Source organism: Desulfoluna sp. HI9BLuna, from assembly GCF_056829775.1.
Genome location: NZ_CP186555.1, coordinates 3,574,833 through 3,600,583 on the forward strand (window position 1 = coordinate 3,574,833; position 25,751 = coordinate 3,600,583).

General features: G+C 59.8%; 17 protein-coding genes and 1 tRNA gene. 11 read left to right on the forward strand and 7 right to left on the reverse strand.

The window, feature by feature from the left end:
- Positions 1 to 79 precede the first annotated feature (79 nt).
- On the reverse strand, positions 80 to 1,996 hold the full coding sequence (locus ACOYW0_RS14480; RefSeq protein WP_482414570.1) for a sigma 54-interacting transcriptional regulator: 1,917 nt from the start codon (positions 1,994 to 1,996) through the stop codon (positions 80 to 82).
- A 250-nt stretch (positions 1,997 to 2,246) separates the two neighbouring features.
- Complete coding sequence (locus ACOYW0_RS14485; RefSeq protein WP_482414571.1) at positions 2,247 to 3,425, reverse strand: patatin-like phospholipase family protein; 1,179 nt, start codon at positions 3,423 to 3,425, stop codon at positions 2,247 to 2,249.
- Positions 3,426 to 3,859: 434 nt separating this feature from the next.
- Here ACOYW0_RS14485 and ACOYW0_RS14490 point away from each other — a divergent pair, with 434 nt between their 5' ends.
- Positions 3,860 to 5,431, forward strand: a complete 1,572-nt coding sequence (locus ACOYW0_RS14490; protein ID WP_482414572.1) for a phytoene desaturase family protein — start codon at positions 3,860 to 3,862, stop codon at positions 5,429 to 5,431.
- 306 nt (positions 5,432 to 5,737) lie between these two features.
- Here ACOYW0_RS14490 and ACOYW0_RS14495 read toward each other — a convergent pair whose 3' ends face one another.
- Entirely contained in the window at positions 5,738 to 6,376 is a 639-nt protein-coding gene (locus ACOYW0_RS14495) for a DUF1326 domain-containing protein (protein ID WP_482414573.1), read from the reverse strand.
- A gap of 610 nt (positions 6,377 to 6,986) precedes the next feature.
- Between ACOYW0_RS14495 and ACOYW0_RS14500 the strand changes: the two genes are divergently transcribed.
- On the forward strand, positions 6,987 to 7,466 hold the full coding sequence (locus ACOYW0_RS14500; RefSeq protein WP_482414574.1) for a hypothetical protein: 480 nt from the start codon (positions 6,987 to 6,989) through the stop codon (positions 7,464 to 7,466).
- Positions 7,467 to 7,574: 108 nt separating this feature from the next.
- Here ACOYW0_RS14500 and ACOYW0_RS14505 read toward each other — a convergent pair.
- Positions 7,575 to 7,651: transfer RNA gene (locus tag ACOYW0_RS14505), tRNA-Pro, on the reverse strand.
- A 228-nt stretch (positions 7,652 to 7,879) separates the two neighbouring features.
- Between ACOYW0_RS14505 and ACOYW0_RS14510 the strand changes: the two genes are divergently transcribed.
- From ACOYW0_RS14510 to ACOYW0_RS14540, 7 genes are all read left to right on the forward strand, one after another.
- Complete coding sequence (locus tag ACOYW0_RS14510; RefSeq protein WP_482414575.1) at positions 7,880 to 8,446, forward strand: hypothetical protein; 567 nt, start codon at positions 7,880 to 7,882, stop codon at positions 8,444 to 8,446.
- Positions 8,447 to 8,471: 25 nt separating this feature from the next.
- Positions 8,472 to 10,250, forward strand: a complete 1,779-nt coding sequence (locus tag ACOYW0_RS14515) for a long-chain-acyl-CoA synthetase (protein ID WP_482414576.1) — start codon at positions 8,472 to 8,474, stop codon at positions 10,248 to 10,250.
- Between the two features lie 235 nt (positions 10,251 to 10,485).
- Positions 10,486 to 12,075 (forward strand): S8 family serine peptidase, encoded by a 1,590-nt coding sequence (locus ACOYW0_RS14520; protein WP_482414577.1) that lies wholly within the window; start codon positions 10,486 to 10,488, stop codon positions 12,073 to 12,075.
- Positions 12,076 to 12,596: 521 nt separating this feature from the next.
- Entirely contained in the window at positions 12,597 to 13,085 is a 489-nt protein-coding gene (locus tag ACOYW0_RS14525) for a GNAT family N-acetyltransferase (protein ID WP_482414578.1), read from the forward strand.
- 84 nt (positions 13,086 to 13,169) lie between these two features.
- Complete coding sequence (locus ACOYW0_RS14530; protein ID WP_180137313.1) at positions 13,170 to 13,355, forward strand: MerR family transcriptional regulator; 186 nt, start codon at positions 13,170 to 13,172, stop codon at positions 13,353 to 13,355.
- A 229-nt stretch (positions 13,356 to 13,584) separates the two neighbouring features.
- Positions 13,585 to 14,160: a MerR family transcriptional regulator gene (locus tag ACOYW0_RS14535; protein WP_482414579.1), complete on the forward strand. Its 576-nt coding sequence runs from the start codon at positions 13,585 to 13,587 to the stop codon at positions 14,158 to 14,160.
- Positions 14,157 to 15,059 (forward strand): patatin-like phospholipase family protein, encoded by a 903-nt coding sequence (locus ACOYW0_RS14540; RefSeq protein WP_482414580.1) that lies wholly within the window; start codon positions 14,157 to 14,159, stop codon positions 15,057 to 15,059. The genes ACOYW0_RS14535 and ACOYW0_RS14540 overlap by 4 nt, the downstream gene beginning before the upstream one ends.
- 432 nt (positions 15,060 to 15,491) lie before the next feature.
- Here ACOYW0_RS14540 and ACOYW0_RS14545 read toward each other — a convergent pair whose 3' ends face one another.
- The 3 genes from ACOYW0_RS14545 to ACOYW0_RS14555 all read right to left on the reverse strand — a co-directional run bounded on the left by ACOYW0_RS14545 (position 15,492) and on the right by ACOYW0_RS14555 (position 17,540).
- Positions 15,492 to 16,169, reverse strand: coding sequence for a lysophospholipid acyltransferase family protein (locus tag ACOYW0_RS14545; protein ID WP_482414581.1), 678 nt, complete (start codon positions 16,167 to 16,169; stop codon positions 15,492 to 15,494).
- Positions 16,170 to 16,396: 227 nt separating this feature from the next.
- Complete coding sequence (locus tag ACOYW0_RS14550; RefSeq protein ID WP_482414582.1) at positions 16,397 to 17,146, reverse strand: sulfite exporter TauE/SafE family protein; 750 nt, start codon at positions 17,144 to 17,146, stop codon at positions 16,397 to 16,399.
- 19 nt (positions 17,147 to 17,165) lie between these two features.
- Positions 17,166 to 17,540 (reverse strand): rhodanese-like domain-containing protein, encoded by a 375-nt coding sequence (locus ACOYW0_RS14555; protein ID WP_482414583.1) that lies wholly within the window; start codon positions 17,538 to 17,540, stop codon positions 17,166 to 17,168.
- Between the two features lie 380 nt (positions 17,541 to 17,920).
- On the opposite strand from ACOYW0_RS14555, the gene ACOYW0_RS14560 reads away from it, so the two are divergent.
- On the forward strand, positions 17,921 to 22,831 hold the full coding sequence (locus ACOYW0_RS14560) for an alpha-2-macroglobulin family protein (protein WP_482414584.1): 4,911 nt from the start codon (positions 17,921 to 17,923) through the stop codon (positions 22,829 to 22,831).
- A gap of 530 nt (positions 22,832 to 23,361) precedes the next feature.
- Complete coding sequence (gene pbpC / locus ACOYW0_RS14565; protein ID WP_482418837.1) at positions 23,362 to 25,713, forward strand: penicillin-binding protein 1C; 2,352 nt, start codon at positions 23,362 to 23,364, stop codon at positions 25,711 to 25,713.
- Positions 25,714 to 25,751 lie beyond the last annotated feature (38 nt).

Here is a 25,751-nt window from a genome sequence, read left to right on the forward strand (position 1 = left end):
TTTCCGGGCAGAGCCTGGGAACGAATGAGATCCTGCCGATATGTTGAACATGTAAATCAGCGTTTGCTGTTTGATTTTTTCACCCTTGGGGCGAGCCGGGTTCGTGCCCCTTGCCCTCGCCTTCCCCACGGGCTGAGCCCGTTTGCACATGTGACGTCCCTGAGGAATGAAGGGATGGCGCATTTGCGACCCTGGGGATGGTGATGGCGTGCTTGCGGAGCCTTCGGTAGAGGGTGGTGCGGCTGATGTTGAGGTCTTTGCAGGCATTTTTGACGATCTCTTTGTGTTTTAAATCGCTGTGGGCGTCGATGGTTTTCTGGATCAGCTCTTTTTCCACGCGGTCCATGTCCGAGGAGAGGGTGGCGCCTGGGTGGGCAAGGGGCAGGCCCGCTCCGGGGGCCGCACCTTTCAGCCTGTTGTTGCCGCCTGCAAGCCGTCGCTTGATGAGGTCCTCGTGGATTTCGTCTCCCGTTTCAAAGTTGACGGCGTACTCCAGGATGTTCTGCAGCTCCCGGACATTGCCGGGCCAGGCGTGGGCCGTGAAGAGTGCTTCCGCGTTTTTCGAGAGCCGCTTCACCGACTTGTCGAACCGGAGGTTGTACTGCCCGATATAAAACTGGGAGAGGTAGATGATGTCCTGGACCCGTTCTCTTAAGGGGGGGATGTGGATGGGGATGATGTTGAGCCGGTAGTAGAGGTCTTCCCGGAAGGTGCTTTCTTCGATGCGTTCCCTCAGGTCGGCGTTGGTGGCTGCGATGATGCGGATATCGATTTTTCGGGTCTCGTTGCTGCCCACCCGGCAGATCTCTTTTTCCTGGAGCACCCGGAGGAGTTTCACCTGGAGGGCGTAGGGCATCTCGCTGATCTCGTCTAAGAAGAGAGTCCCTTCGTCCGCCCCTTCGAACTTGCCGATGCGGGTGTTGATGGCACCGGTGAAGGCCCCTTTTTCGTGGCCGAAGAGTTCGCTTTCCAGGAGTTCGTCGGGGATGGCCCCGCAGTTGATGGCGATAAAGGCGTTGTCCCGTCTCTTGCTCCTGTTGTGGATGGCCCGGGCAAAGAGCTCCTTGCCGGTGCCGCTCTCCCCGTAGATGAGGACGTTGGAGTCGGATTCGGCGGCTTTGGCTGCCGTGGCCTTGGTGTCCAGAAGGCTTTCGGACACGGTGAGGATGCTGTCGAAGTCCACGTTGACCTGGTTCTGCTGGGTGTACCGGATCATCTTTTTTTCGAAGCGGATGAACTCGTGCAGCTTGACGATGAACTCGCTGCCCTCCGCGTCCATGGTGTAGACCGAGGCCACCAGGGTGGTGACCTGGCCGTGGAACCGCACGCGGATTTTCCTGTTCTCCACCACCTCCCGGTTGAGGGCTTTCTCCTTCAGTTCATCCCACAGGCCCGTCAGGAATCCCCCTGAATCGGAGATGGATAGTTCGGTGAGGAGCTGGTTCAGGGGGTCGTTCCTGTAGAGGATCTCCCCGGAACGGTTGAACACCACCAGGGCCTCCTGCATGGTGTTGAGGATGGTCTTGAGCCGGAGGGCCAGGAGCTGGTTCTCCCTGGACATCCTCTCTTCCGAGAGTTTGGCTTCCAGGAGTTCGGCCATCTTCTGGATGAAGTTGATGTACTGGGCCTTGTTCCGGACGATTTTGTTCCGCTGCTCGTCGGTAAAGGCAATGACCCCGATGACCCCGATGGGCACATCTCCCCGTTTGAGGGGCATGCACACCTCGGCCTTTTCGCTGCACCGCACCCGTCTTTCGCACACCGCGCAGATTTCGCTCTCGCGGGCGGTCTCCACCACATAGTGCCGACCGGTCTTCAGGGCGTAGCCAAAGGCTGTCTGCTCTTCAATCTTGAGTCCGATGCGGTCTTTGTAGATGCCCGTTCCGGCAATGCGCACCATGTTGCTGTCCATGACGGTGACATCAATGTTAACCACCGCCTCAATGGCCTCCGCCACCTTTTGGGCAATCACGGCGAATATTTTCTGGGTTTCCATGGATAACGACTCCATCTTCATTCTGGGGGCAAAAAACGAGTTGAAAAAACGTACCACACCATGGCTGGCAGGTGTGCTTTTTTTGCTCTCATTCGGGCGAGGGGGCCGGGCCAGGCCGCCGGAGGTCGCAACACACTGCGCGTTGCCATGATTCTGTGTCATGGCTTTTAAAAAAAAAGGGGCAGGCCCTTTTGGCTGTCTCAGCCATAACGGGCCTGCCCCTGTGTGTATGTGTCTCTCTTTTGCCGGGTTAGTTGGCTTTTTTCATTCCGGGTTGCGCGGCCTGGGTCCCTTTCTTTCCAAAAGCCCGGCCAATAAAGTTCTGCACCCCGGCCACGCCGCTGTTGAACAGTTTCTGCTCATCGGCTTTGCTGAGCTTGAAGTCGGTGGCGGGGATGCCGCAGCCGCTGACGTTGATGGTCCTCTGCTCGTTTCTGGAGAAGAGGAGCATGGCAAAATTCTGGCTGTTCATCAGGTCGTTCAGCATGTACCCGGCAAACTCAAGGCCGTTGGTCGGTGGGGGCTGGCCCACGTCCGTGGCCATTTTCCCCGGATCCTGAAGAATGGCGATGGCCGCGTCGCTGTCGAGCTTCAACCCCAGGGTGGCGGGGTTGGCGTCTAAGTTGCCGTAGGGGCCGGGCCTGTAGTCCGGCATGAACTGCTCCTGGTCGAAGAGTTCAATGGGGTAGTTCCAGACCACCCCGCCGTCCACGAAAAGGCACCTGGCCTGACCCCCGTCAAAGGGAAAGGGCATCTCCACGGGTTCGAAGAAGATGGGAATGGACATGGAGACCCGGACCGCATCGGCCAGGAGGATGTCGGGGGTGTCCTGATAGGAGAAGACCACCGGGTAACCGGAGTTCAGGTTGGTCCCGATGACAAAGGGATCGATTCTGAAATAGTCTGTTTCATGGATTCTCGCAAAGGTCAGCTCTTTGCTGGTGATACCCAGGCCCGCCTCTTGAAGGGCCGCATCGATGGCATCTTCCAGCCACTGCTTGAAGGCGTTGCCTGCCCAGATTCCCGTTTTGGTGGCGTCAAATTTACTGAACAGGTCCTTGTAGACTGCCGAGGCGTCCTCAATGGTTTTGATTCCCTTGCCCACGGCCCAGGGGAAGAGGAGGAACTTGTACCAGTCCCATCCCCTGAAATCGCCGATCAACGCCTCCACCTCCCTGCCGAAGGGGGTAAAGTCTTCAAACTTGGAAAAGTCTTCGTCCATCAGGGTTTTCATGGCGTCGTAGTTGCCGTTGTAGACGGCATACAACGCCGCGAGAATGGAACCAGCGGACGTTCCCGCGGTCCTTTTGACCTGGGAAATATCGATTTTGTCCGAATTCTGCAGAAGCTCATGGATGGCCCCCATATAGGCCAGTCCCTTGATGCCTCCACCGCTGAATGCCAGGTTTTCAATGGTCAACATGTCCATGACATGCCTCCTGAAAGAAGGTTGGTGGTGCGGGGGCGGGCACATCATGATGGCAAAGGGTGCCCGTTCCCCCCCAGGGTCGTGATCTTTCTCTCCGGGATATGTCTTGAGAAACCGCGATTATGAATGAAGTCGACAGGGAAAAGGCGTGGTGGCTGAATAAAGAGGGCTGAAATGCGCACTTCTCATGAGTGCCCGTGCAGGTGAAGAGGCCTGACTGTGTCCCCTTGCGTTTCGTTGCGATACCGGAATCCGATGGTGTATAATATATCAAATTTTCAATATATTTTAAACGGAAGCCCTGGCGGGGCCTGTGTCCCTGTGGCTTCATAACCCGAACGCACGTTCCGGCTCGGTTCTTTCCCGTGTTTTTGCATTCCGTCATTGTCTGAAATGAAGGAAGGGACGGTCGTCACGGTGCAAAGGAGATGGCTATGGCAACATTAACGGAGCTGGCATCCAAGGTACCGGACAAAGAGAGGGTTCCTGTTGCGATTATCGGGGCTGGGCTCGGAGGCCTGATGGCGGGCGCCTGCCTGGCCAGAAACGGCTTTCCCGTGACTGTTTTTGAAAGGTATGACAAACCCGGCGGCTACGCCACGACCTTTTCAAGGGGGGCGTTTACCTTTGATGTTTCACTGCATGCCACGGTGGCCGCAGGCCCTCCCGTGGATTTTTTGCTGGAAGCCTCCGGGGTAAAAAACAGGATCGATCCTGTGCTGTTGCCCGAACTGGCCCGGTTTGTCACCCCCGGGCGCCCGGACCTTTCGTATCCCAGGCAGGAGGCGAAAAACCTGCTCCCCAACGACCCGACGAACTATGTCAAAGAGATCATCGCGTCCTTTGTGGCCCGGTTCCCCGATGATGCCCAGGGGATTCAGGCCTTTTTCGGCAAGATGATGCAACTGCTTCAGGCGTTTTTGAAAGAGGGCATGGCTGGGCTGGAAAAAGATCCTTTAAGCAAGATATCCCTGTCGGAATTCCTTGATGAGTGCACGGGAGACCCCTGGCTCAAGACATTGCTGGGAGGGTTTATTTCGTATTACGGGAAAACCCCGAAGACCTTACCGGCAAGCTTTTACCTGTTCAGCACCGGCGGCCTGATCACCTGCGGGAGCTGGTATTACAAACGGCGTTCCCAGGATTTTTCCAACGCTTTTGTGGATGTGATCAGGGAACATGGTGGAAAGGTGGTGACCGGAGCCGAGGTCACGGATGTCCTGATGGAGGGGGAGGGGGTTTCCGGTGTGGTGTGTCAAACAGGTGGGGACAAACGCAAAGAGGCGGCAAAAGCCGTGATCTCCAATGCCTGCGTTCCGGAGACCATGTTTAAGCTGCTGCCTGCGGGTAAGGTCCCCCAGGATTACCGGGAAAAGCTCGGAGCCCTGAAGCCCTCCATGTCCATGGTGAATATCTGGCTGGGGCTGAACAGGGACATCAGTACGGATATCCCTGCTTACGAGACCTTTGTGTTTGACTCCTGCGACGATGCGGCAAACCTTCAGGCCATCAATGCCTGCGACCCTGAGCGAATGCCCTACGGGGTGACCGTTTACAACAACGCCTACCAAGGGTACGCGCCTCCCGGCACCAGCATTGTATCGATCTTTGCGCGCAGCAGCTACGAGCCATGGCGGGCTTTTGAGGTGGAGTACAGGACGGACCACGCCCAGGCATCTGCCTACAAGAAACGGAAAAATCATGTCAGGGACGTGTTGATACAACGGGCGGAAAAACAGGTCATCCCGGGGCTGACCGCCATGATTCGGGAGAAGGAGGCGGCAACGCCCCTCACGAATCTTCGGTTTACAGGCAATGCCCAGGGCGCTTTTCTCGGGTACAGCCAGCTTCTCGGCAACAGCGGCGACAGCCGTCTGAAGAATACCTGTCCTGTTGAGGGCCTGTACCTGGCCAGCGCCTGGGGGACGCCCGGAGGGGGCTACTTCGGCGTTCTCAACGGCGGCTACGACGCTGTTTGTGACCTGTTAAAGGACCTGCAGCCCTGAAACAAATCCATGTGGAGCGAGGTGGCCTTCGGAGGCTAATCCTCTGTGAATAGGATGCGGGCCGCACCGGCGTCACGTAAACCATCCATGATGATCTGCCGCTGATACCCATGCAATACAGGTTGCAGCTCGTCGACGCCGCGTACAATAAACGTGGGGCGTACCATGGCAAATTGCGGTGACCAAGGGTTTGGCCCCCGGCAGGGCCGCCGGAGGCCGCTCCTTTTTTTTTGATCGTTGCGTCGAGACGTAACGCATTTGAGGCGAAAGATCGTTATGTATTATTATTTTGGGGCATAGCCCTTACTACAAGGTTCCCGAGGCATCAATTTTTGAGGTCAGGCCGTTGGTACCGGTGTGCTTGAACTCTTTGCCTTTGCTTTTGTGGGTCAGGGTGACGGCTTTGTACTGGGTGTGGTCCTCCATGAAGGGCACGGGAAGGTTTTTGATGCTGATGGGCTCGCCGTTTAAGCCCTTCATCTTTTCGATCTCCACCTTGGAGGCGGGCACGGAAAAGGTGACTTTGGTGTCGGTGCGTTCCACGGAGATGGGAGCCCTCTCCTCGGAGAGGATTTTCGAGCCGCCGGAGTAGATGATACCGAAGGTCTGGTCCAGCTTCAGGAGCTCGACCACGGCTTTGGCCTGCTCCATGGAGGCGGACTCATCCACATACACCCTCAGCCATTTGCCCAGGCTGAAGGCCGTGACCACGGATACGCCGTCAAGGTTGACGTCCCCGTAGTGACCCTCCTTGATTTCAATGAGGTTGTTGCCCTCGCAGTAGCCCCGTGTCGACGGAGAGCCGAACAGGCAGGGGCAGGTGGGGTTGCAGCTGCAACTCTCCGTATAGTTGGCTTTGATGGCCCACCCTTCGGCATGGACCGTGGTCGCCGTGATGCCCATGATAAACAGGCCCAGCACCCATAATATGATGTGATGTTTCATGACTCCATTCCTTATGTACGGATAAAGACATATCGGATTCCCGGGCGGAAGGTGTCCGGGAATCATGTTTTTTCGGTCACGGCGCGTTGCCGTTGCCTGGGAAGGCAAAAGGGATAAAAGCGGTGCGACGAAGGGGGTGTAAAGCCGGAAGGGGGGCCACACAACAACAGGGCGGGGGCAGAACCGGGGTCATACGAAAGGGGGCATAAAGCGCACATGCCGTCTATCAAAAATACACCAGGCCCCAGTGGTTATCAACATCGAATCCGGCTGCTTGATGCCCGGGTCCGAGGTCGGCGCGTGCCTTCGTATTTGACAAAAGGGGCGGCTCCCCATAAGGATAGTACACTGTTTACCGTGTTCCGCCGCCCTTGATTTCAGGGGATTGCCGAATCCGGGCCCTTTGCCCCGCAAGGTCCTGGGCACATGACGCCGCCCGCAGGCGTTGCCGCCCCGGCGTCGGCACGTTTCATCGATGTTTCTGAAAAGACCGTATGAACCCATTGGAGTTGAAGGAATGACTATGTTTCACATCACAAAGACCCGGATGAACCCTTTGATGAGGGTGACGATTGCAGTGTCTCTTCTTGTTATGCTGAGCGGTTGCGGAATGATCAAATCGTGGCGGACACCCGAACCGCCCAAGCCTGTCTACAAGTACATCCCCAGTGTCGGTGACAACGTGCGATTTGTGGTCATGCCGTTTAACAACTACATCAACCAGCTGGAGTTCGCCGCCAAAGTCGAGAGCCACCTGCTGGGCGCCGGGTTGAACCTCGTGGCTCCTCCGCGCGGGACCAAGACCGTTGAAGAGCGAAAAGGCGCAGGGTTCCCCCGGACCGGCCTGGACCGCAAAGAGATGAAGACGGTTCGTATCGAAAGGTACATCGTCTCCGATGCCGTGGACGCCGAGTACCTGGTGGAGACCATGCTGAAGGATTCCCACGGGACCGTGAAATTCACCCGTCTGAGCGACCACAAGATCATGGGTGTCCTGACCCTGAAAGGATCGAAGTCCAAATTTAAAAAGGAACTCTACAAAGAGCTTGAAGCCATGAGATTTGTCTCAAGGACCATTGTCCGGGGATAGCGGGGCAGGTTGCTCGTCTGGGGCATAACCGACGCATTACGCTCGTACAAACAAAAAAAGGATCTGATCGGTACCGATCAGATCCTTTTGTTTTTTAAGCTGTTGTTTTGGTCGGGGCGAGAAGATTCGAACTTCCGACCCCTTGACCCCCAGTCAAGTGCGCTACCAGGCTGCGCTACGCCCCGCCAAAAACAGATCGGGTTATACGCCCTTGCCCGGCGTGGTGTCAAGGGAAAAGGGGGGCAGGGTTATTTTACAACACAATGGTAAACAAAGATTATTGTTGTTATGGTGATTGACGAGTGTGGTCTTGCGGTTTTTACGGGCGTGCCCGGTGCCGGGGAGCGGGCCAAAGGGGCCGCGCCTGCTTTGAGATAAACAAATCCGGATGGTTTTCCATGTGGGAGGGGGCCATGAGCGAAGTGCAACGGCAAAAGTGTCTGCAGTCGGTGACCCGGAAGCTGGTGGTGGTGACGGCGGGGTGCCTGGTCTTTCTGGCCATCTTTTTTTATGCGGTCAACCCGTCGGAGGCCAAGCGGACATACCTGGTGAGCTACGTGTTCATGGCAGGGCTCATCGGCGGTTTTGTCAGTATCCAGCAGCGGTTGCCCTCCCTGGGCCTTGATGAGCTGCGGGAGCTGTCCAACTCCTGGTTTTCTATTCTTCTTATTCCCATCAACGGGGGGGTGTTCGCCCTGGTGCTCATGATCTTGTTTCTCTCCGGGATACTGGAAGGCTCCATGTTTCCCCGATACACCCACAGCGCCATCAACCACGACGACCTGGTGGGCAGCTTTGCCCTGTGGCTGAACTCTACCTTTCCGCAAAGCGGGCCGGACATCGCCAAGCTTCTCTTCTGGTCCTTTGTGGCCGGGTTCAGCGAGCGCCTGGTGCCCCAGATCATCCGATCCGCCACCCAGAACATCCAGGAGACCCGCGAAAGCGAAGACGACGAGACGCCGCCCGTCTCAGAAACATAAATCATGCAGCAGATGAAGGAACGTTATGAGTCAGGTTAAGCAATGTGTGTCCATGGTCAAAGGGGCCCTGGGGCCCTTTTTCCTTTCGCCTTCAAGCCGAAAAAACGTGGGGGCGGTTCTGGAGCGTCAGGCGAAAAAGCGTCCCCACCAGGCCCTGATCTGCTTTGAAGACCGGGTGATGACCTACGGGCAGGCCAATGAACTGGCCAACCGGTATGCCCGGCTGTTTCTCTCCCGGGGCTTTGCCAAAGGAGACACCGTGGCCCTGCTCATGGGGAATCGGCCGGAGTATCTTGTCATCCACGCGGGCCTGGCCAAGGTCGGGGTGGTACCCGCCCTTGTCAACACGAACATCCGGGGGCGGGTCCTGGCCCATGCCCTGGAGATCGTGGAGGCCAAGGCGGTGATTGTGGGCATCGAACTGGCAGAGGCCTTTGATGCTGTTGCCGAGGAGGTGTCGCTTTCAGGCCCCGTGTTTGTGGAGAAAGAGGGGCAGGATGTGGCCACCCCTCCCGGCATGGAGGACCTTGCGCCCCTGCTCGCCGAGCAGCCCGGGTCCAACCCCGAGCCCCCATGGCCGGTTGTGGCCGCGGACACCCTGGAGTACATCTACACCTCCGGCACTACGGGTATGCCCAAGGCCACGGTGTTGACCCATCGCAAGTGGTTTCAGATGGGGTACGCGGCGGGGGGATTTGCCATGAACGTCGTCCCCGGGGATGTGCAGTACCTCTGCCTGCCCCTCTACCACAACAGCGGCATCAACATTGCCTGGCCCCACTCCCTGATGTGGGGCGGAACCCTGGCCCTGGCCCGCAAGTTCTCCGCCGGCCGGTTCTGGGACGACGTAAGGCGGTTCAATGCCTCCCATTTTATCTACGTGGGGGAGCTGTGCCGCTACCTTTACAACCAGCCCCCCTGGGACGACGACAGGGAGAACCCCCTGCGCGTGATCCTGGGCAACGGCATGCGGGCAGAGTACTGGGAGGCGTTTCAGGAACGCTTCGGCATTGAGAAGGTCTTGGAGGTCTACGGTGCCACCGAAGGGGTGGGAGGCCTTGTGAACCGAAAAGGGATTCCCGGCATGATCGGCCAGCTCTCCTTTGCCGGGGTGGTGCGCATGGGGGAGCTGGCCCGCTGTGATGTGGAGACCGGGGAAATCTACCTGGACGCCAACGGGTTTGCCCAGAAATGTAGGGTGGGAGAGACCGGGATGTTCCTGCCCAAGATCAATGGCCTCAACCGGTTTTCCGGGTACAAAAACAACAAAGCCGCCACAGACGAGAAGATTCTCAGCAATGTCTTTGCCCCCGGGGATCGGTACTTTTTGAGCGGGGACCTGATGAAGCTCCATGAAAAGAGCTACGTCTCCTTCGTGGACCGCCTGGGGGATACCTTTAAGTGGAAGGGGGAGGTGGTCTCCACCAACGAGGTGGGGGACCTTCTCTTTCGATTCGGCGACATCGAAGATGCCAATGTCTACGGGGTGGAGGTGAAGGGGGCCGAGGGCCGGGCCGGAATGGCAGCCCTTACCCTGCTTCCCGGTTGCGAGATCGATTTTGCGGCCTTGAGCGCCTACGTGGCCGAGAACCTGCCCGCCTATGCCCGGCCCTGGTTCTTGAGGCTTCGGGAGCAGTGCGATGTGAGCGTCTCCTTCAAGCAGCAGAAAGTCTCCCTGAGAAAAGAGGGGTTTGCCCCCCACCGCATCAACGACCCCCTCTACTTCTACTATCCGGGCGAAGGGTACCGCCCCCTGACCCGGGACCTTTACGACGATATCCAGGGCGGGGCGGTGCGGTTTTGATACCTTATCCGATCAACGGGGATTGCCGTCGGCACCAGACGAAATAGATTGCCATGTGCTGAATACCGACATTTCATATGAACCCTCCCCCATCCCTCGTCGGATGACGGGACTACGACACGGAGGTTTGTGTATGAGACATCGTTCGGCTTTGCAGATTGTATCGTTTGTGCTGTTTGTTCTGTGCGGTTTGGGTGCAGTTGCTTCGTCTTTTGCAGCGGGAGGCCCGCTTACTTTGGAGCTTCGGGGGAGGCTGGAGACCCTGGCTGGCCATGAGGTGCTGCCCGTCATCGTGGTCCTGAAGGAAACCCCCGGCCTGAGGGCCATGGCAGGGGACCTGGATACGGCGGCGTTGTCCCGTGCCCAGGACGTTCTTCTGGATGCCGTTGGCGGCACTGTGCCCCGCTATCGCTACACCCGCATTCCGGCCCTGGCCCTGGATGTGAGCCGTGTGGATATCCAAGCCCTTTCAGGGCTCGCCTCTGTGGCTCGCATTGAGTACGACGCCCCGGTCCATGCGTTTATGGATACGGCAGCCCAGTGGAGCGGGGTCACCGCCGCCCGGCAGATGTACGGCCTGGACGGCCAGGGCGTCACCGTGGCGGTGATCGATACGGGGATCGACGCGGGGCACGCCGCCTTTGGCGATCGCGTGACGGCCTTCTGCGACCTGGTGGGGGACGACACCGGGGCCCCCGCCTACGACGACAACGGCCACGGCACCCATTGCGCGGGTATCATCGCAGGGGCAGGCGATGAAAACGGGGCCAACATAGGGATTGCCCCGGCAGCAGAGCTGGTGGGCGTCAAGGTGCTGGACAGCCGCGGCAGCGGCAGCATGAGTACGGTCATTGCCGGGATTGAGTGGTGCATTGAGCGGAAACAGGAGCTGGGCATCGATATCATCAGCCTGAGCCTGGGAAGCACAGGGAGCTCCGACGGCACCGACGCCACCTGTCTTGCCGCAAACGCCGCCGTATCCGCAGGGATTGTCACCGTGGTGGCCGCCGGCAACAGCGGGCCGGCTTCTGCCACCATCGGGTCACCGGGTGCAGCCGAAGAGGTGATCACCGTGGGGGCCATGGGCGATCCGGGTGAGGGCGGCTTTTTCCTGGCGGACTTTTCCAGCCGGGGGCCCACGGCGGACCAGCGCGTCAAGCCGGATATCGCCGCTCCCGGGGTGAATATCATGGCCCCCCTGGCCAACTCTCCGGCAGGGTATATCGCCCACAGCGGCACCAGCATGGCCACTCCCTTTGTGGCGGGAACAGCGGCCCTGCTCCTACAGGGGGATCCGGCCCTGACCCCGCAAGGGATGAAGGCGGTGCTGGCGTCCAACGCCCAGCTCTGGGGACCGGCCGGGAAAGACAATGAAGTGGGCGCAGGCCGTCTGGACGGCCTTCAGACCATCAGCAAGACCATGGACGGGTACCCTGCCCCGCCCCTTGAAGGCGCCCCTTACCACCTCGGCGTCACCGATACCCTGAGCGGAAGGAATTGGTTTGCCTCGGGCACGGACAAACGGGACGAGTGGACCTTTGACGTCTATGATACCTCCCAGCCCATCGCCGTGACCCTGATCATCGAGGCCTGGCATCCCATCCTGCTGGTGTTTCCCAGCCACGACTACAACCTGAGCCTCCTGGATCCTGATGGCACCGAAGTGGCCTCGTCCGCCAAGTGGTCAAGCAGACAGGAGACCGTGACCTTTGCGCCCACCGTCACCGGCACCTACACCATCCGGGTGGACGCCCGCAAAGGATCGGGGGCCTACACCCTGGACGTGAGCGCGTTGACCAGCAACCTGGCCCTTATCGGAGGGTAAATCGGTGCGGGAGCCCCGAAACGGCTCGAGCCAAACGTAGGGTGAGCTTGCGCACCGTTTACCGTACGATGCGCGTTGGCGGTTCGCGTCACGCAAATCGGTGCGGGGGCCGCACCCTACAGGCCACGGCAACCCCGAAGGGGCTTGATTCAAGCGTAGGGTGAGCTTGCGCACCGTTTACCGTACGATGCGCGTTGGCGGTTCGCGTCACGCAAATCGGTGCGGGAGCCGCACCCTACAGGCCACGGCAACCCCGAAGGGGCTCGATTCAATAGTAGGGTGCGCTTGCGCACCGCCGAGAAATCGAAACGGGCGTGAAAGCCCATGCCCGGGTGAGCTTCACGCAACATGGACATGGCAAAAGGCGTGGGGGTATTCCGAATACATGATGCGAATGGGTGGACGTGTGGCCCGTAAGGCGCTATCTCAAGAAAGAGAGAGGCGGCCTTTTCGGGCCTTTTTTACGCAATTTGCGTTTCTGCAACTCGCAGCAGTGACGCCGTCATGGAGTGGGAAGCATCATGTCATATACCATCGAAGAGATCCGTCCTGAGTGGGACGGTGCCATCTGTGAGATCATCAGACAAGCCGGCGCCGAGTTCGGGGCCGTGGGGGAGGGCTTCGGCCCTTCGGACCCGGAAGTGAGCGCCATGAGCCGCCACTACGCCCCGCAGGACGGGAGCCTTTACCTCGTTGCGCGGGTGGGGGACCGGGTGGTGGGAGGGTGCGGCGTTGCCCCGTTCCAGGGAAGCCGGGAGACCTGCGAGCTGCGCAAGCTCTTTCTCCTTCCCGAGACCCGGGGCCTGGGCGCGGGAAGGGACCTTGCCGAGCGATGCCTTGCCTTTGCCGAGTCCGCAGGCTACCGACGCTGCTACCTGGACACCCTGGCCGCCATGGCTGCGGCCATTTCCCTTTACGAAACCCTTGGCTTCGAGCACCTCGGTGCCCCCCTTGAAGGCACCATCCACGGTGGCTGCGATGTCTGGATGCTGAAAGCATTTTCCGGTTGACCCGTTTATGGCTTCACAGTCTATACCCTTTTCTGTCATGGCCGTGACGCATTCAAAAACACATGAACGGTAAGGAGAAAAATCATGGAAAAAAACGTCAGCAAAGAGCAGTGGGTTGCCATGTTTCAGGAGATCGGGTTGTCCGAGGAGCAGATGATGGCATGGCACAAGGTGTTTGAAACGCGCCATCCCGAGGTCCACGATCAGTTCCTGGCGTGGCTGGGGATGTCCGAGGCGGAAATCGCCGATGTGCGGAAACGCTGCAGTTAAGGCATAAGTCAGGAAAAACAAGTACGCCTCCGGCGGCCAGGGGATGATCCCCTGGACCCCAGGTTGCGGATGCTTTTTCCCTCGTTCCTCGGGGAAAAGCATCCGTGGAGATGTTCATAAAATCATCCCAAACCTGATTGTCAAACCCGGCTTTATAAATCAGGCAAACGTTTGGCACCCGGCAGGGCCGCCGGAGGCATTTCTTGTTTATTCATCCGGGAGATGGACTGTGAAAACCTACACGATTTCTCAGCTGGGCCGGGCCTTCGGGTTGTCCCGGAGTACCCTGCTTTACTACGACCGCATCGGGTTGCTGCGGGCGCCTGAGCGCACCCCGGCCGGATACCGGGTGTACACCGAGGCAGAGTACGACCGCCTGGCAAGGATCACCATGTTTCGGGGGGCGGGCATGGCCCTGTCCGATGTGCAGGCGATTCTGGACAGCGGGCAGGCCCCTGCCGTGAAGATTCTGGAGAAGCATGCCAGGGAGTTGGAGGCGGAGATTCTCTCCCTCAGGCACCGGCAGCATGCCGTCATCGGGATGCTCAAGGCCATGACCGGGGATGCGCCCACCCCTGTGGTGGACAAGCAGATGTGGGTGGCCATGCTGGAGGCCGCGGGCATGGACGAGGCGGCCATGACGGTGTGGCATGCCGAGTTCGAGGCGCGGGCCCCCATGGCTCATCTGGAGTTTCTTCTCTCCCTGGGTATCTCCCGGGAGGAGGCGGAAAAGATACAGGCATGGTCGCGCGAGCACTGCAACGAGGGCACACAGGCCCGAGGGCCGGAAGGGGACAACGCATGAATGGCAACACAAACAACAAAAGGGGAAAAACGGTCTCCCTTGTGCTGGGAAGCGGTGGGGCACGGGGGCTGGCCCACATCGGGGTTATCCACTGGCTGGAGGAACACGGGTTTCGCATCGCCTCCATCTCGGGGTGTTCTGTGGGAGCCATGGTGGGCGGCATCTATGCGGCGGGGCACCTGGACGAGTTTGAGGCCTGGGTGCGCTCCATCACCCGCATGGACCTGGTGGCGCTCATGGATCTCTCCTGGGGAAAGAGCGGCCTGGTCAAGGGGGACAAGGTGATGAGCACCCTGGTGGGGCTGGTGGGCGATCAGTGCATCGAGGACCTGCCTATTCCCTTTACGGCCGTGGCCACGGACATGTTGAACGAAAAGGAGGTGTGGCTCACCTCCGGGAGCCTGTTTGACGCCATTCGGGCCTCGTGTTCCATCCCCTTTTTCCTGACACCCGTTCACCTGAACGGGGTGGAACTCATCGACGGCGGCGTCCTGAATCCCGTGCCCATCGCCCCCACCTTCGGAGACTCAACCGACATCACCCTGGCCGTGAATTTAGGGGGGCCGGCAGAGGAGCACCAACACGAGGAGGCGGATCAGGTGCAGGCTGCGGAGGAGTCCCCGACGATCCGTCGAAAGATCAATCGGTTTATCCATCGGTTCAAGAACAATGGAAAGGAGAATGCGGGCAGGGATTGGGGCGTCTACGACATCGCCCACCAGGCCTTTGACGCCATGCAGGGCACCATCGCGCGGCAGAAACTGGCCGCGTATCCGCCGGACAGGCTGGTGGTGATCCCCAAAAACGCCTGCGGCACCCTGGAGGTGTACCGGGCGGCGGAGATGATTGAACTGGGGTACCGGCGGGCCGAGAGATGCTTCAGTGAGCTGTTGGCGTAATGCTTACATGGGTGTAAAAATTCAGATAGACAAAAAGGATGCCTCCGGCGGCCAGGTGGGGCACTGGCTTAAACCGGAATAACTCCGGCAGCGAGGTGTGCCACCTCGAAAGCCGGTTGCAAATGTGCTCTACGGTGTATGATGTGAGGTCGGGTGCGCTTGCGCACCGCCGAAGAACCGTAACGGTCATGAAAACCCATGTAGGGTGACCTTCACGCAGCATAGAAATATCAAAAGACGTCGGCTTTCTTAACAATATGGTGCGCAAGCACACCCTACAGGATGCCACAGAATAAACTGTTCAGGTTATTCTGACAGCCAGAGGTAGATTGCGTTGGGTCGTTCCGACTTTTTAAAACCTGTTTGTCAAACCCAGTCCATAAAATTGTCAAACCTTTGGCCCCCGGCAGGGACGCCGGAGGCGTTTTCCCATCAAGCCGCAAGGCATTCCCGCTTCAGGCGCTCGTTGTCTGAGAACATGACGCCTTCCAGGGCCAGTCGGTGGTCTTCAAAGACGCCTTCGCTGTCAGTTTCCGGGAAGGTCAGTTCCTCGCCGAACCGCAGGATGACTTTGGAAAAGGGCTTGGGCAGCAGGAACCTGTCCCAGCTCTTGGCATACCAGGCGCGGTCTGCCTGGATGTAGAAGGGCACAATGACCGTCTCGTGCCCATGGGCAAGGCGGATGGCACCGGGTTTGACTTTTCCGAAGGGGCCCCGGGGGCCGTCGATGATATGGGCGGCGAGTCTGTGGGTGCCCAGGTGGTCGATCATTCCCTTCAGGGCGTCTCCTCCCCCCTTTGATGACGATCCCCGCACCGTGGTCCAGCCGGTCCGGTTGGCCACGGCCGCGATGAGCTCCCCGTCTTTGCTCTGGCTGATCATCAGGCCGGGGCAGTACTCCCTGTACTTTTGGAAATACCGGATGGCTGCGAAAAACTGCTGGTGATGGACGCACAGGAGGATACGCTTGTCTTTGTTCAGGTAGGCATCGAGCCAGGCATCCTCGTTTTGGACCTCAAGCCTGAAACTCAGGGAGTACATTCGGATGAATTTGTAAAGAAGCCACTGGGAAAATCTGGACGAGAGCATCCTGTTGATCTTGATCGCCATGATCACCTCGACGGTTGAAGGCGTTGAATCACCGGCAATGCGTGGGGACTCATCCATAGCGGACGATGCAGAACAGGCGAGGAAAGGTGTGCCCCTGCCTGAGACACAAAGGGGAATATCCAAGGAAATGAACACACGGGATTAAGACAAGATTTATCTTAATTCGGGGTAGAAAGCAAATCGCATTTTAACGGCCATGGGCTGCGGGCGTGACTAAGTGATGGTGTTTACCAGAGTTTCATGGAGAGCTTCACCGCCAGGAGGAGAAGCACCATACCCAGGCATTTTTTTACGGAAGAGGCTTTCATGTTTCGCTGCATCACCCGGGTCCCCATGTACCCGCCCGCCCAGGCAGCGAGCCCTGCAATGGCCAGGAGACGCGGGGAGACCGACCCCAGGGCCGCGTAGGCAAGAAAAGCGGAAAACGAGGAGAAGGGAACGGCAAAGGCCGTCACCGCTGCGACCCGTTTCGGGTTGAAGCCCTGGACGATCATCAGGGGCGAAATGAGCCCGCCGCCGCCCACCCCCAGAAGGCCGGAGAAGAATCCCGCGATTGCTCCCACAAGCATGGGGCCCACAACCGGTCGGTCCTCCCTGTACTGGTTTGCATACTTCGCCCCCTTGAAAAAGAGCATCATGGACCCGGAAAAGGCGAGGAACCCGATAAAGGCGAAGAGGACCGCCCGGGTGGGGACGCGGTGGCTGACCCAGGCCCCCACCGGAGCCAGGAGAACGGATGCAGCGATGATGGGGACGCCCAGCCTGATGTCCAGGCGTTTTTCCCGGATATTGGAGACCGTGGCCCCGAGCATGCTCACCGTGTTGACGAACAGGGCCGTGGGCCGTGCCTGGGCAAAGGGGATTCCCAGCCAGGTGAGGGTGGGGATGAGGACCAGGGCCGACCCGACGCCCCCCAGGGCAAAGAGGAAACTCAGGCCAAAGGAGAGGAGGGCGACGGTGAGTGTGAGGTGATCCATGGGACGTCTCCGGGATGGCTTACAGGGTGGCCAAAGGGCCGGGTTTGAAGATAGTGACCAGATCCTCCATGGGTGCGGTGAGGCCCTTGACCTCGTCAAACCCCTTGGCCGACAGGTAGGTGTAGGCCACAGCCCCGCGGAAGATCGAAGAGCAGAAGGCAATGATGCATTTGTCCCGGGGCAGCTCGTCCAGACGGTTGGGCAGCTCATGCAGGGGGATGTGAACGGCAAAGGGGAAAGCGGTGTAGGCGATCTCTCGGTCTGTGCGGATGTCGAGGAAGACAAAGTGATCGTTGCCGAGAGCCTTCCGGGCCCCTGCCACGCTCATGGCGTGCTCTCCTGAGCCGAGAAAGTCAAAGTCCATTTCGGTGATAACCTGGTCCAGTGCGTTCATTTTTACTCCTTTGCGTAATGAGTCGGGATGGATATATCTTTATATTCCCATATTGCCAAGTAGAAATATACTCCCCTTGCGCCCTGTGTCAACTCCGGAGTGGCGTCGCCATGGTTTTCCAGGGTGGCATTGTGGTTCCATGGCCGGTTTATTAGGGGCATGGCGGGGTGGGGCAACGGCTGTATCCGGTCTTTCGGTATCACCTCCGAAACTGTCGTTTGATGCAAATAGAGTAAAGGAAGAACCCGTGGAATTACCTTGTTATTGAGATGTAGAAAAATGATTGACAAGGTGATCAAGGGGTGGTTATTTTGCGCTGATATATTTGAACTAGATTTTAGGTAACTATACGATAAAATGTTACATGAGGTGAGCCTACCGTGAGACGGAATTTTTTTGACAGGAGCGTTCCCATACTCCGAGCAACCCTGACCCTGCTGATCAGTCTCATGCTGCTGGTCCAGACCGCTTCGGCCTTTGATCTTGAGAAGGCCAAAAAAGACTACAACGGAGCCGGTTTTGCCGTGGCGTCCATCAAGGAGATCCTTTACGAAAACGCACCGGCCATTGCGGTGAGTTTCACGGCACCGGTGGACCGGGACCTCCTGGAAGACAAACAGATCTACCTGAAAGGGGGGAGGTCCGACCACTGGGTGGTGAATGAGGACCGCACCAAGGTGATTTTTCCCTTTGTGACCCCGAAGGCCAGGTACATCGTCAATGTCTCCAACAGGATAAAGGACATCAACGGTCAGAAGCTGGAATTTTCCGAGTACAAGACGGTCACCACCAAGGCCCTGACCCCTGGGGTGAACTTCACCTCCAGCGCCCACATCATCAGCAGCTCCAGCCCCAGACAGCTTCCGGTCACCACCCTGAACGTGGATGAGGTGACCATCGATTTTTTCCGCATCAACGCCAAGAGCCTGCCGAAGATGATGGAGCGTTTCGGCAAAAACGGCTGGGCCGACTATTACAACCTGAAGAAGCTCAAGACGTACGGCTCCCTTGTGCATACCGGCCGGTTTGCCTTGAACCCCCGAAAGAACCAGCGCACCGACTACAACATCGATCTGAGCGGCATCGATGCCCTGAGCGCCCCCGGGGCCTACGTGGCGGTGATGTCCCAGCCGGGTGAGTATAACTATCAGTACGAGCACGCCCTCTTCATGCAGACCGACATCGGGCTCCATATCCGCGAGTACAAGGGCCGGTTTGATGTCTATACCCAGAACATTGCCACGGGCAATCCCATGGCAAACGTGCAGGTGAAGATCATCAACCAAGAGGGCAAGGTCGTCGACGCCGGTGAGTCCGACGAGCTCGGGCGTGTCTCATTTCGCGCCAAGTCCAGTCAGCATCAGCTTCTGGCCACCTTGGGGGACCAGTTTTCGGTCCTTCGCCTCGGCCGAAATGCCCTGGACCTCTCGGGGCTCAAAAACGCCGTGACCGTCCACAGCGAATACCAGATTTACCCCTGGGGTCCCCGGGACCTCTACCGCCCCGGCGACAACATTGAGGTCAAGGTGCTGGTGCGGGACTTTGACGGCAAGCTCCCGGAAGGGCTTCCCCTGAGCTATGCTTTTTACAAGCCCGACGGCAGCCGGCTCACCTCGGGCCAGCTTCAGCCTAAGGAGACCGGGCTCTATGGTTTTGATTACCAGACCTCGGATTCAAGCCAGACCGGTACCTACACGCTCAAGCTGGCCTATGCCGGGGGCAACGCCTGCCGGTACCAGGTCAAGGTGGAGGAGTTTCTCCCCGAGCGCCTGGACCTCACCCTGTTTGACGGGCCCCAGGAGGGCAAGCGGCTCTATGCCTCGCCTTCGTACGTCAAGCTGCCCGTGGCCTCCAAGTACCTCTACGGTGCCCCTGCCTCCGGCAACAAGGTGGACGGCTTTATGACGGCCAAGGTGGATCGCCACCCCTTTGACCACCTGCCCACCTTCTTTTTCGGGGACAAATCCGAGAAACTGATGGTACGCCGCCGTGATTTTCGCACCCACAGCCTGGATGAGAAGGGCAAAACGTGGCTGAGCGTGGGCAATCTGTGGACCAAACAGACGTCTCCGGTGGAGGTCCACGCCAACGTCAGTGTGTACGAGACCGGTGGACGCCCCGTGACCCGCTCCACCCGGCTGACCATTCTCAACGGAAAGCGTTTTCTGGGCATTGAGCCCCAGTTCAGCGGCAACCCGGATTCCGACACCACCGTGGACATCAAGGTCGGGGTCGCGGACTCCGCCGGGGAGTGGCAGGAGGCCAGGGATATCCAGCTCTCCCTGATCCGGCAGGATCGCAACTGGTACTGGCGTCACTCCGACAGCCGGGGCTGGCACTGGGACTGGGACGAGAGCCCGGTGACGGTGTTCACCAAGTCCCTTACCACCCGCAAGGGGGAGACCACCACCGTGAGCCTGCCCCTGAGCTGGGGCCGCTATCGTGTGGAGATCACCGACGGCACCACCCGCACCGCCTATGGGTTCAAGACCTCCTGGTCGTGGTGGGGCAACGCGGACACCGGCAGCGCCCAGAAGCCGGACCAGGTGAGCCTGGGCTTCGGCAAGGCTTCTTATGTCCCCGGGGAGACGGCAGAGCTGCGCATCACCCCGCCCCAGGACGGCCTGGCCCTGGTCACCGTGGAGAGCTCTGAAAAGTCCCTGTACACCACCTACGTTCCCGTGAAGTCCGAGGGCACGGTGGTCTCCATTCCCACCAATGCCACCTGGAACCGTCACGACCTCTACGCCTCGGTGATGGTCATCCGTCCGGGGGACATGACCGCCACCCCTGTGCCCTCCCGTGCCTTCGGCATGGTTCACCTGCCCCTCAAGCGCAAGGGGGCCCACCTGGATGTGTCCATTGACGCGCCTGAGCGCACCCAGCCCAACAAGACCGTGAAGGCATCCATCTCCGTTTCGGCCGAAGACGGTCCCGTTCCCGCCAACACCCGCGTGGTGGTGGCCCTGGTGGACGTGGGGATCCTGAACATCACCCGCTACGCCACCCCGGACGCGGAAGGCTACTTTTTCGGTGCCCGACGCTACACCGTGGACCTGTACGACAACTACGGAGAGATCATCGACAACATAGGCCCGGCGGCGGCCCGTCAGCGGTTCGGCGGCGGTTTTGCCGAGTCCGACGCCGAGCTCTCCCGGGGCGGGGACAAGCCAAAATCCGACGTGCGCATGGTCTCGTTCTTCTCCGAGCCCCTGGCCGTGGACGCAGACGGCCAGGTTACCGCCGAGTTCGAGCTGCCCGACTTCAACGGCCAGCTTCGGTGGATGGTCCTGGCCTATGCCGATGAGCAGTTCGGCAAGGCGGACGCCAACACCACCGTGGCCGACAAAATCGTCACCCAGGTGGCCATGCCCCGGTTCCTGGCCATGGGGGATCACTCCACCCTGGCCCTGGACCTGCGCAACATGAGCGGCGAGCCCCAGACGTTTTCCGTTAAGATGACCCAGGGTGGCTCCCTTGCCGCGTCCACCGAGACCCGCTCCGTCTCCCTTAAAGAGAAGGAGAAGACCACCCTGCGCTTTCCCCTTACGGCGGAAAAAAGCACCGGCCAGGGTGTGATCTCCATGCATCTCACCGGACCGGGGGGCGACTCCGGGGAAGCCCTGGACATCGACCGCATCTGGCGGCTGGGTGTTCGTTCGCCCTATCCTTCGATCTCCCGGAAAACCGTGGCCACCATTGATCCGAACAGTCAGTGGACCCCGACCCTTCAAACCGATGACCTGGTGCCCGCCTCCGTGCGGTTCCAGATGAACCTGTCCGACCGTCCCCCCATTGACTTTGCGGGGCACTTTGAGTACCTGCTTCACTACCCCTACGGTTGCCTGGAACAGTCCATCAGTTCAGGGTATCCCTGGGTTCTGGCCACCCCCGAGGGCCTGGGAGAGCTGGGCCTGACCAACCGTGTGGAGGAGCAGTTCAAGCGTCCCTATGATGAAGCGTTTCGACGGGCCCAGGTGGACAAGGCCGTGACCCGGGTACTGGACTGCCAGAAGTCCAACGGGAGCTTTGGCCTGTGGTCCTCGGACAGCCCTGAAGACGAGTGGTTGACGGTTTACGCCGCCGAGTTTCTCCATGACGCCCAGAAGATGGGGATCCCCGTGGGCTCAAAGGCCCTTGAGAAGGCCGACAAGAGGCTGCGTACCTATCTGAAAGGCAACAACGCCAGCAGCAGGCACTGGAGCGAAGACCCCGATCATTACCGGTTTGCCTACCGAAGCTACGCCGGCTACATTCTTGCCCGTAACGGAAAGGCTCGCCTGAGCGACCTGCGTCGTCTTTATTCCCACTACGACGAAAAGACCGATGACGACGGCCTCAGCTGGATGTACCTGTCCGCGGCCTTTAAATTCACCGGGGATGAGCGGCACGGGGAGGCATCCTATGAAAAGGCCCTTTCCGAGCGACTGCGTTCCGATCGCAGGTACTACGGCGATTACGGGTCCCCCGTCAGGGACCTGGGCCGAATGACCGAATTGGCCATGGCCTATGGCTTTGAGGGCCTCGGCGAGCTGGTGGAGGACCTGGCGGACACCGTCAGGGAGCGCAGGTGGCTCAGCACCCAGGAGCGCATCTGCCTGTTCCGCACCGCCACCAAAGCCTTGTCCGGACAGGGCGACGCCAACAAGAAAAAATGGCAGGCCGTGCTCATGACCCAAAACGGCGACCAGGCCCTTTCCCGCAACAGGGATTTCTCCTCCCTGTTTGACCTGGACCAGTTCCAGGGGCTTACGGCCATCAAGGCCGGGGAAAAGCCCATCTACGCCAACGTCAGCCTCACCGGTGAACGCAAAAATGCCCCTGAGCCGGTCTCCAACGAGATGACCATTACCCGGAACTTTTACGACGTGGACGGCAACGAGATCTCGCCCGCAACCCTGAAGTCCGGTGCCCTGATGGTGGTGAAGCTGACAGTTTCCGCCACCCGGCGCACCCCGGACGGTCTGGTGGTGGACCTGCTCCCCGCAGGGGTGGAGATCGAGAACCAGAACCTGGGGCTTTCAAGCGTCCGTCTGGACGAGATCCGTATCGGGGACAAGCCCGTGGGCAAGCTGTGGGACAAAGGCGCCGTCTCCCACGAAGAGTTCCGGGACGACCGCTACGTGGCCGCCGTCTCCGTGGGCGAGGAGAGCACCGTTACCCTGTTCTACCTGGTGCGCGCCGTTACCCCCGGGGTCTACCGCATGCCGGGCAGCTACGTCGAAGACATGTACCGGCCCTTCCGCCACGCCATTGGCGGGACCTTTGAAACCCTGACCGTGACGGAGTAATATCGCTTCTGTTCCGAGAAAAGGGTGCGCAAACGCACCCTTTTCACGAGAGATACCGCCTTCGACGGTGGGTCGGGTGCGCTTGCGCACCGCCGAAGAACCGTAACGGTCATGAAATCCCATGCCCGTGTCTTCTGTATGCCGCATAGGTAAGGCAAAAGAGGGTGTTTTTTCTCATTCTCGAGTCCCTCAGCAACCTGGGGGCCAGGGGGGCGGAGTCACTAAGGCCAGAACTCCCTTGGCCGGCGGAGGCCTGCTTTTTCCATTCATTTTCACCATAGAAGGCAGTTCGGTTAAATCGACACGGAGCACGTGGTGACAACGTATCCTGTAGCGGTGAAGCTTGTGATCCAGCCCGCATAACCCATCAGCGTTTATGTCGGGCGCAGCCCGAGCCGAAGGCCATTGCGCTTTGCCCTGAGGAACGAAGGGCAAAGCGCAATGGCAATAAGCTTTCGAGGTGGCTCACCTCGCCGCCGGAGGCATGCTTTTTTTAACCATTTTCATTTGAGAAGGCTTGATTGAAACAGATGCTTTTCAATCGCAGCGCGGTCGCGCAGAAGATCCAGGCCCTGGGGGGGCGGTTTCCCAGGGCTTTTTTATGTTTGGGCCTGTTTGTCCTTTTGCTGGTGGCAGGGCTTTTTGCGCTGGATCGCCTCTACCCTGTGGACCTTGCCCCCCGGACCCGGACCTGCGTGGTCCTGGCCGAGGACGGCACGCCCTTGCGTGCTTTTGCGGACCCCAACGGGGTGTGGCGCTATCCCGTGACCCCGGAGCAGGTCTCCCCCTTGTATGTGGAGGCCCTTCTTGGGTACGAGGACAGGTGGTTCTACCGTCACCCCGGCATCAACCCCGTGTCCATGGTGCGGGCGGCCTGGCAGTGGGCGGCAAGCGGCCGCATCGTGTCGGGGGGCTCCACCCTCACCATGCAGGTGGCCCGGCTGCGTCGGCCGGTGCCCCGAAGCCTTTGGGGCAAATGCCTTCAGATGGCCACGGCCCTTCAGCTTGAGTGGCATTTTTCCAAGGCTGAGATTCTCACCTACTATGTGAACCACGCCCCCTTTGGCGGGACCTTTGAAGGGGTCCAGGCGGCTAGTCACGCCTATTTTGGCCACGGGGCAGACGACCTTACCCGTGCCGAAGCAGCGCTTCTGGCGGTGATGCCCCAGTCCCCGAGCCGCTTTCGGCCGGACCGGTTTCCCGAAGCCGCGGAAAAGGCAAGGAACAAGTGTCTGGATCGGCTTCAGGACTTCGGGATCTGGAGCGCCCTGGAGGTCACCGAAGCCAAGGAGGAGAAGGTGATCCCCTGGCCGGTGGAGGCCAGCATGACCGCGCCGATCCTGGCCCGTCGGCTTCATGCCGGGGCCGCGGAAGGGACCGCCCGGGTGGAGACCCTCATCGATTTTCCCCTGCAGGAAGCCATGGAGCAGCTGGTGATGGATTATGCCACCGCGCTGCCCCCCCATGTGTCGGTGGCGGTCCTTGCCATGGAGAACCGAACCGGGGCGGTGACGGCCTATGTGGGGTCTGCGGATTTTTTCAATGAGGAGCGGTTCGGCCACGTGGACATGGTGCGGGCCCTTCGGTCCCCGGGGTCCACGGTAAAGCCCTTTGTCTTTGGCATGGCCCTGGACCAGGGGCTGATCTGTTCCCAGAGCCTTCTCATGGACGTTCCCATCCGGTTCGGGGACTACCAGCCCGTGAACTTTCACCGCAGCTTCAGCGGCCCGGTGAGCAGCGCCTCGGCCCTGGCCCACTCCCTGAACCTTCCGGCCGTGCAGCTCATGGACCATGTGGGCCCCCGTTTTTTTTATGCGGGGATGGTCAACAGCGGGTTTCACATCAAGCTGCCTGTGGGGGCCGTGCCCAATCTCTCCATGGCCCTGGGGGGCTTTGCCACGAGCCTGGAGGACCTGGTGCTGGCCTTCTCCAGCCTGGGACGTGGCGGCAAAACCATCAAGCCCCGCCTGGTCCGGGGCGCTCCCGCCGAGGAAGCCAAGCTTCTCTCCGAAGGGGCCGCCTGGATCATTCAGGATATGCTGATTCCCCCCCGTGCCCGTCAGATCCGGGACACCGGGGCCTTGTTTGCCGTGAAGACCGGCACCAGCTACGGGTTCCGGGATGCCTGGTCTTTGGGGGTGGATCGGGACTACACCGTGGGGGTGTGGGTGGGGCGGCCCGACGGCGCTCCGGTGCCGGGCCATTACGGTGCCCAGACCGCCACCCCGCTATTGAAACTCGCCTTTCAGCTCCTGCCCCGTCACACCGGTCTGGTGCCGCGGCCGGACTCCGTCTCCGAGGGCACCATCTGCTGGCCCGAGGGCAAGGCCGTGGCTCCGGGGCAGAGCTGCGATCAGCCACGCATCGCCTGGCTCCTGGACAGGACCGCCCCTCCCACCCTCACCGCCACCCGGGAGACCTCCGGGCCTGCCGTGACCACCCTGGAGCTCCCTGTCACCCCGGACGGTCGGTATCGCATCCCGTCAGGCTGCGATGCCGGAGAACCTTCTGTGCGAAAGCGCTTTACTCTCTGGCCTGTGGCCCTGGAGAGCTGGCTTGAGCCGTCCCGGAGGCGACGGCAGATCATACCGCCTCGGCTTCCTGCATGCGCAGGGGTCTCCGACAGCGTCATTGACGAGCCTGTGCGTATCAAGGGGATCGAAGACGGGGAAATCATCATGCGAAAGGATGCCAAGCGGGATTACCCCTCCTTTGACCTGAGGGTGGAAGGGGGCAACGGCCCCTGGTACTGGTTTGAAAACTCCGTTGCGGCAGGGCAGGGGCCCACCTGGTCCTTCCGGCCCACCCGTGGCGGCCGGTACCAGATCCTTGTGGTGGATCAGAGCGGCGCCCTGGACCGGGTTTCCGTGGAAGTGTATTAGCCCGGATCGCCCGAAGGGTGAGAAAAACAAACAGCAAA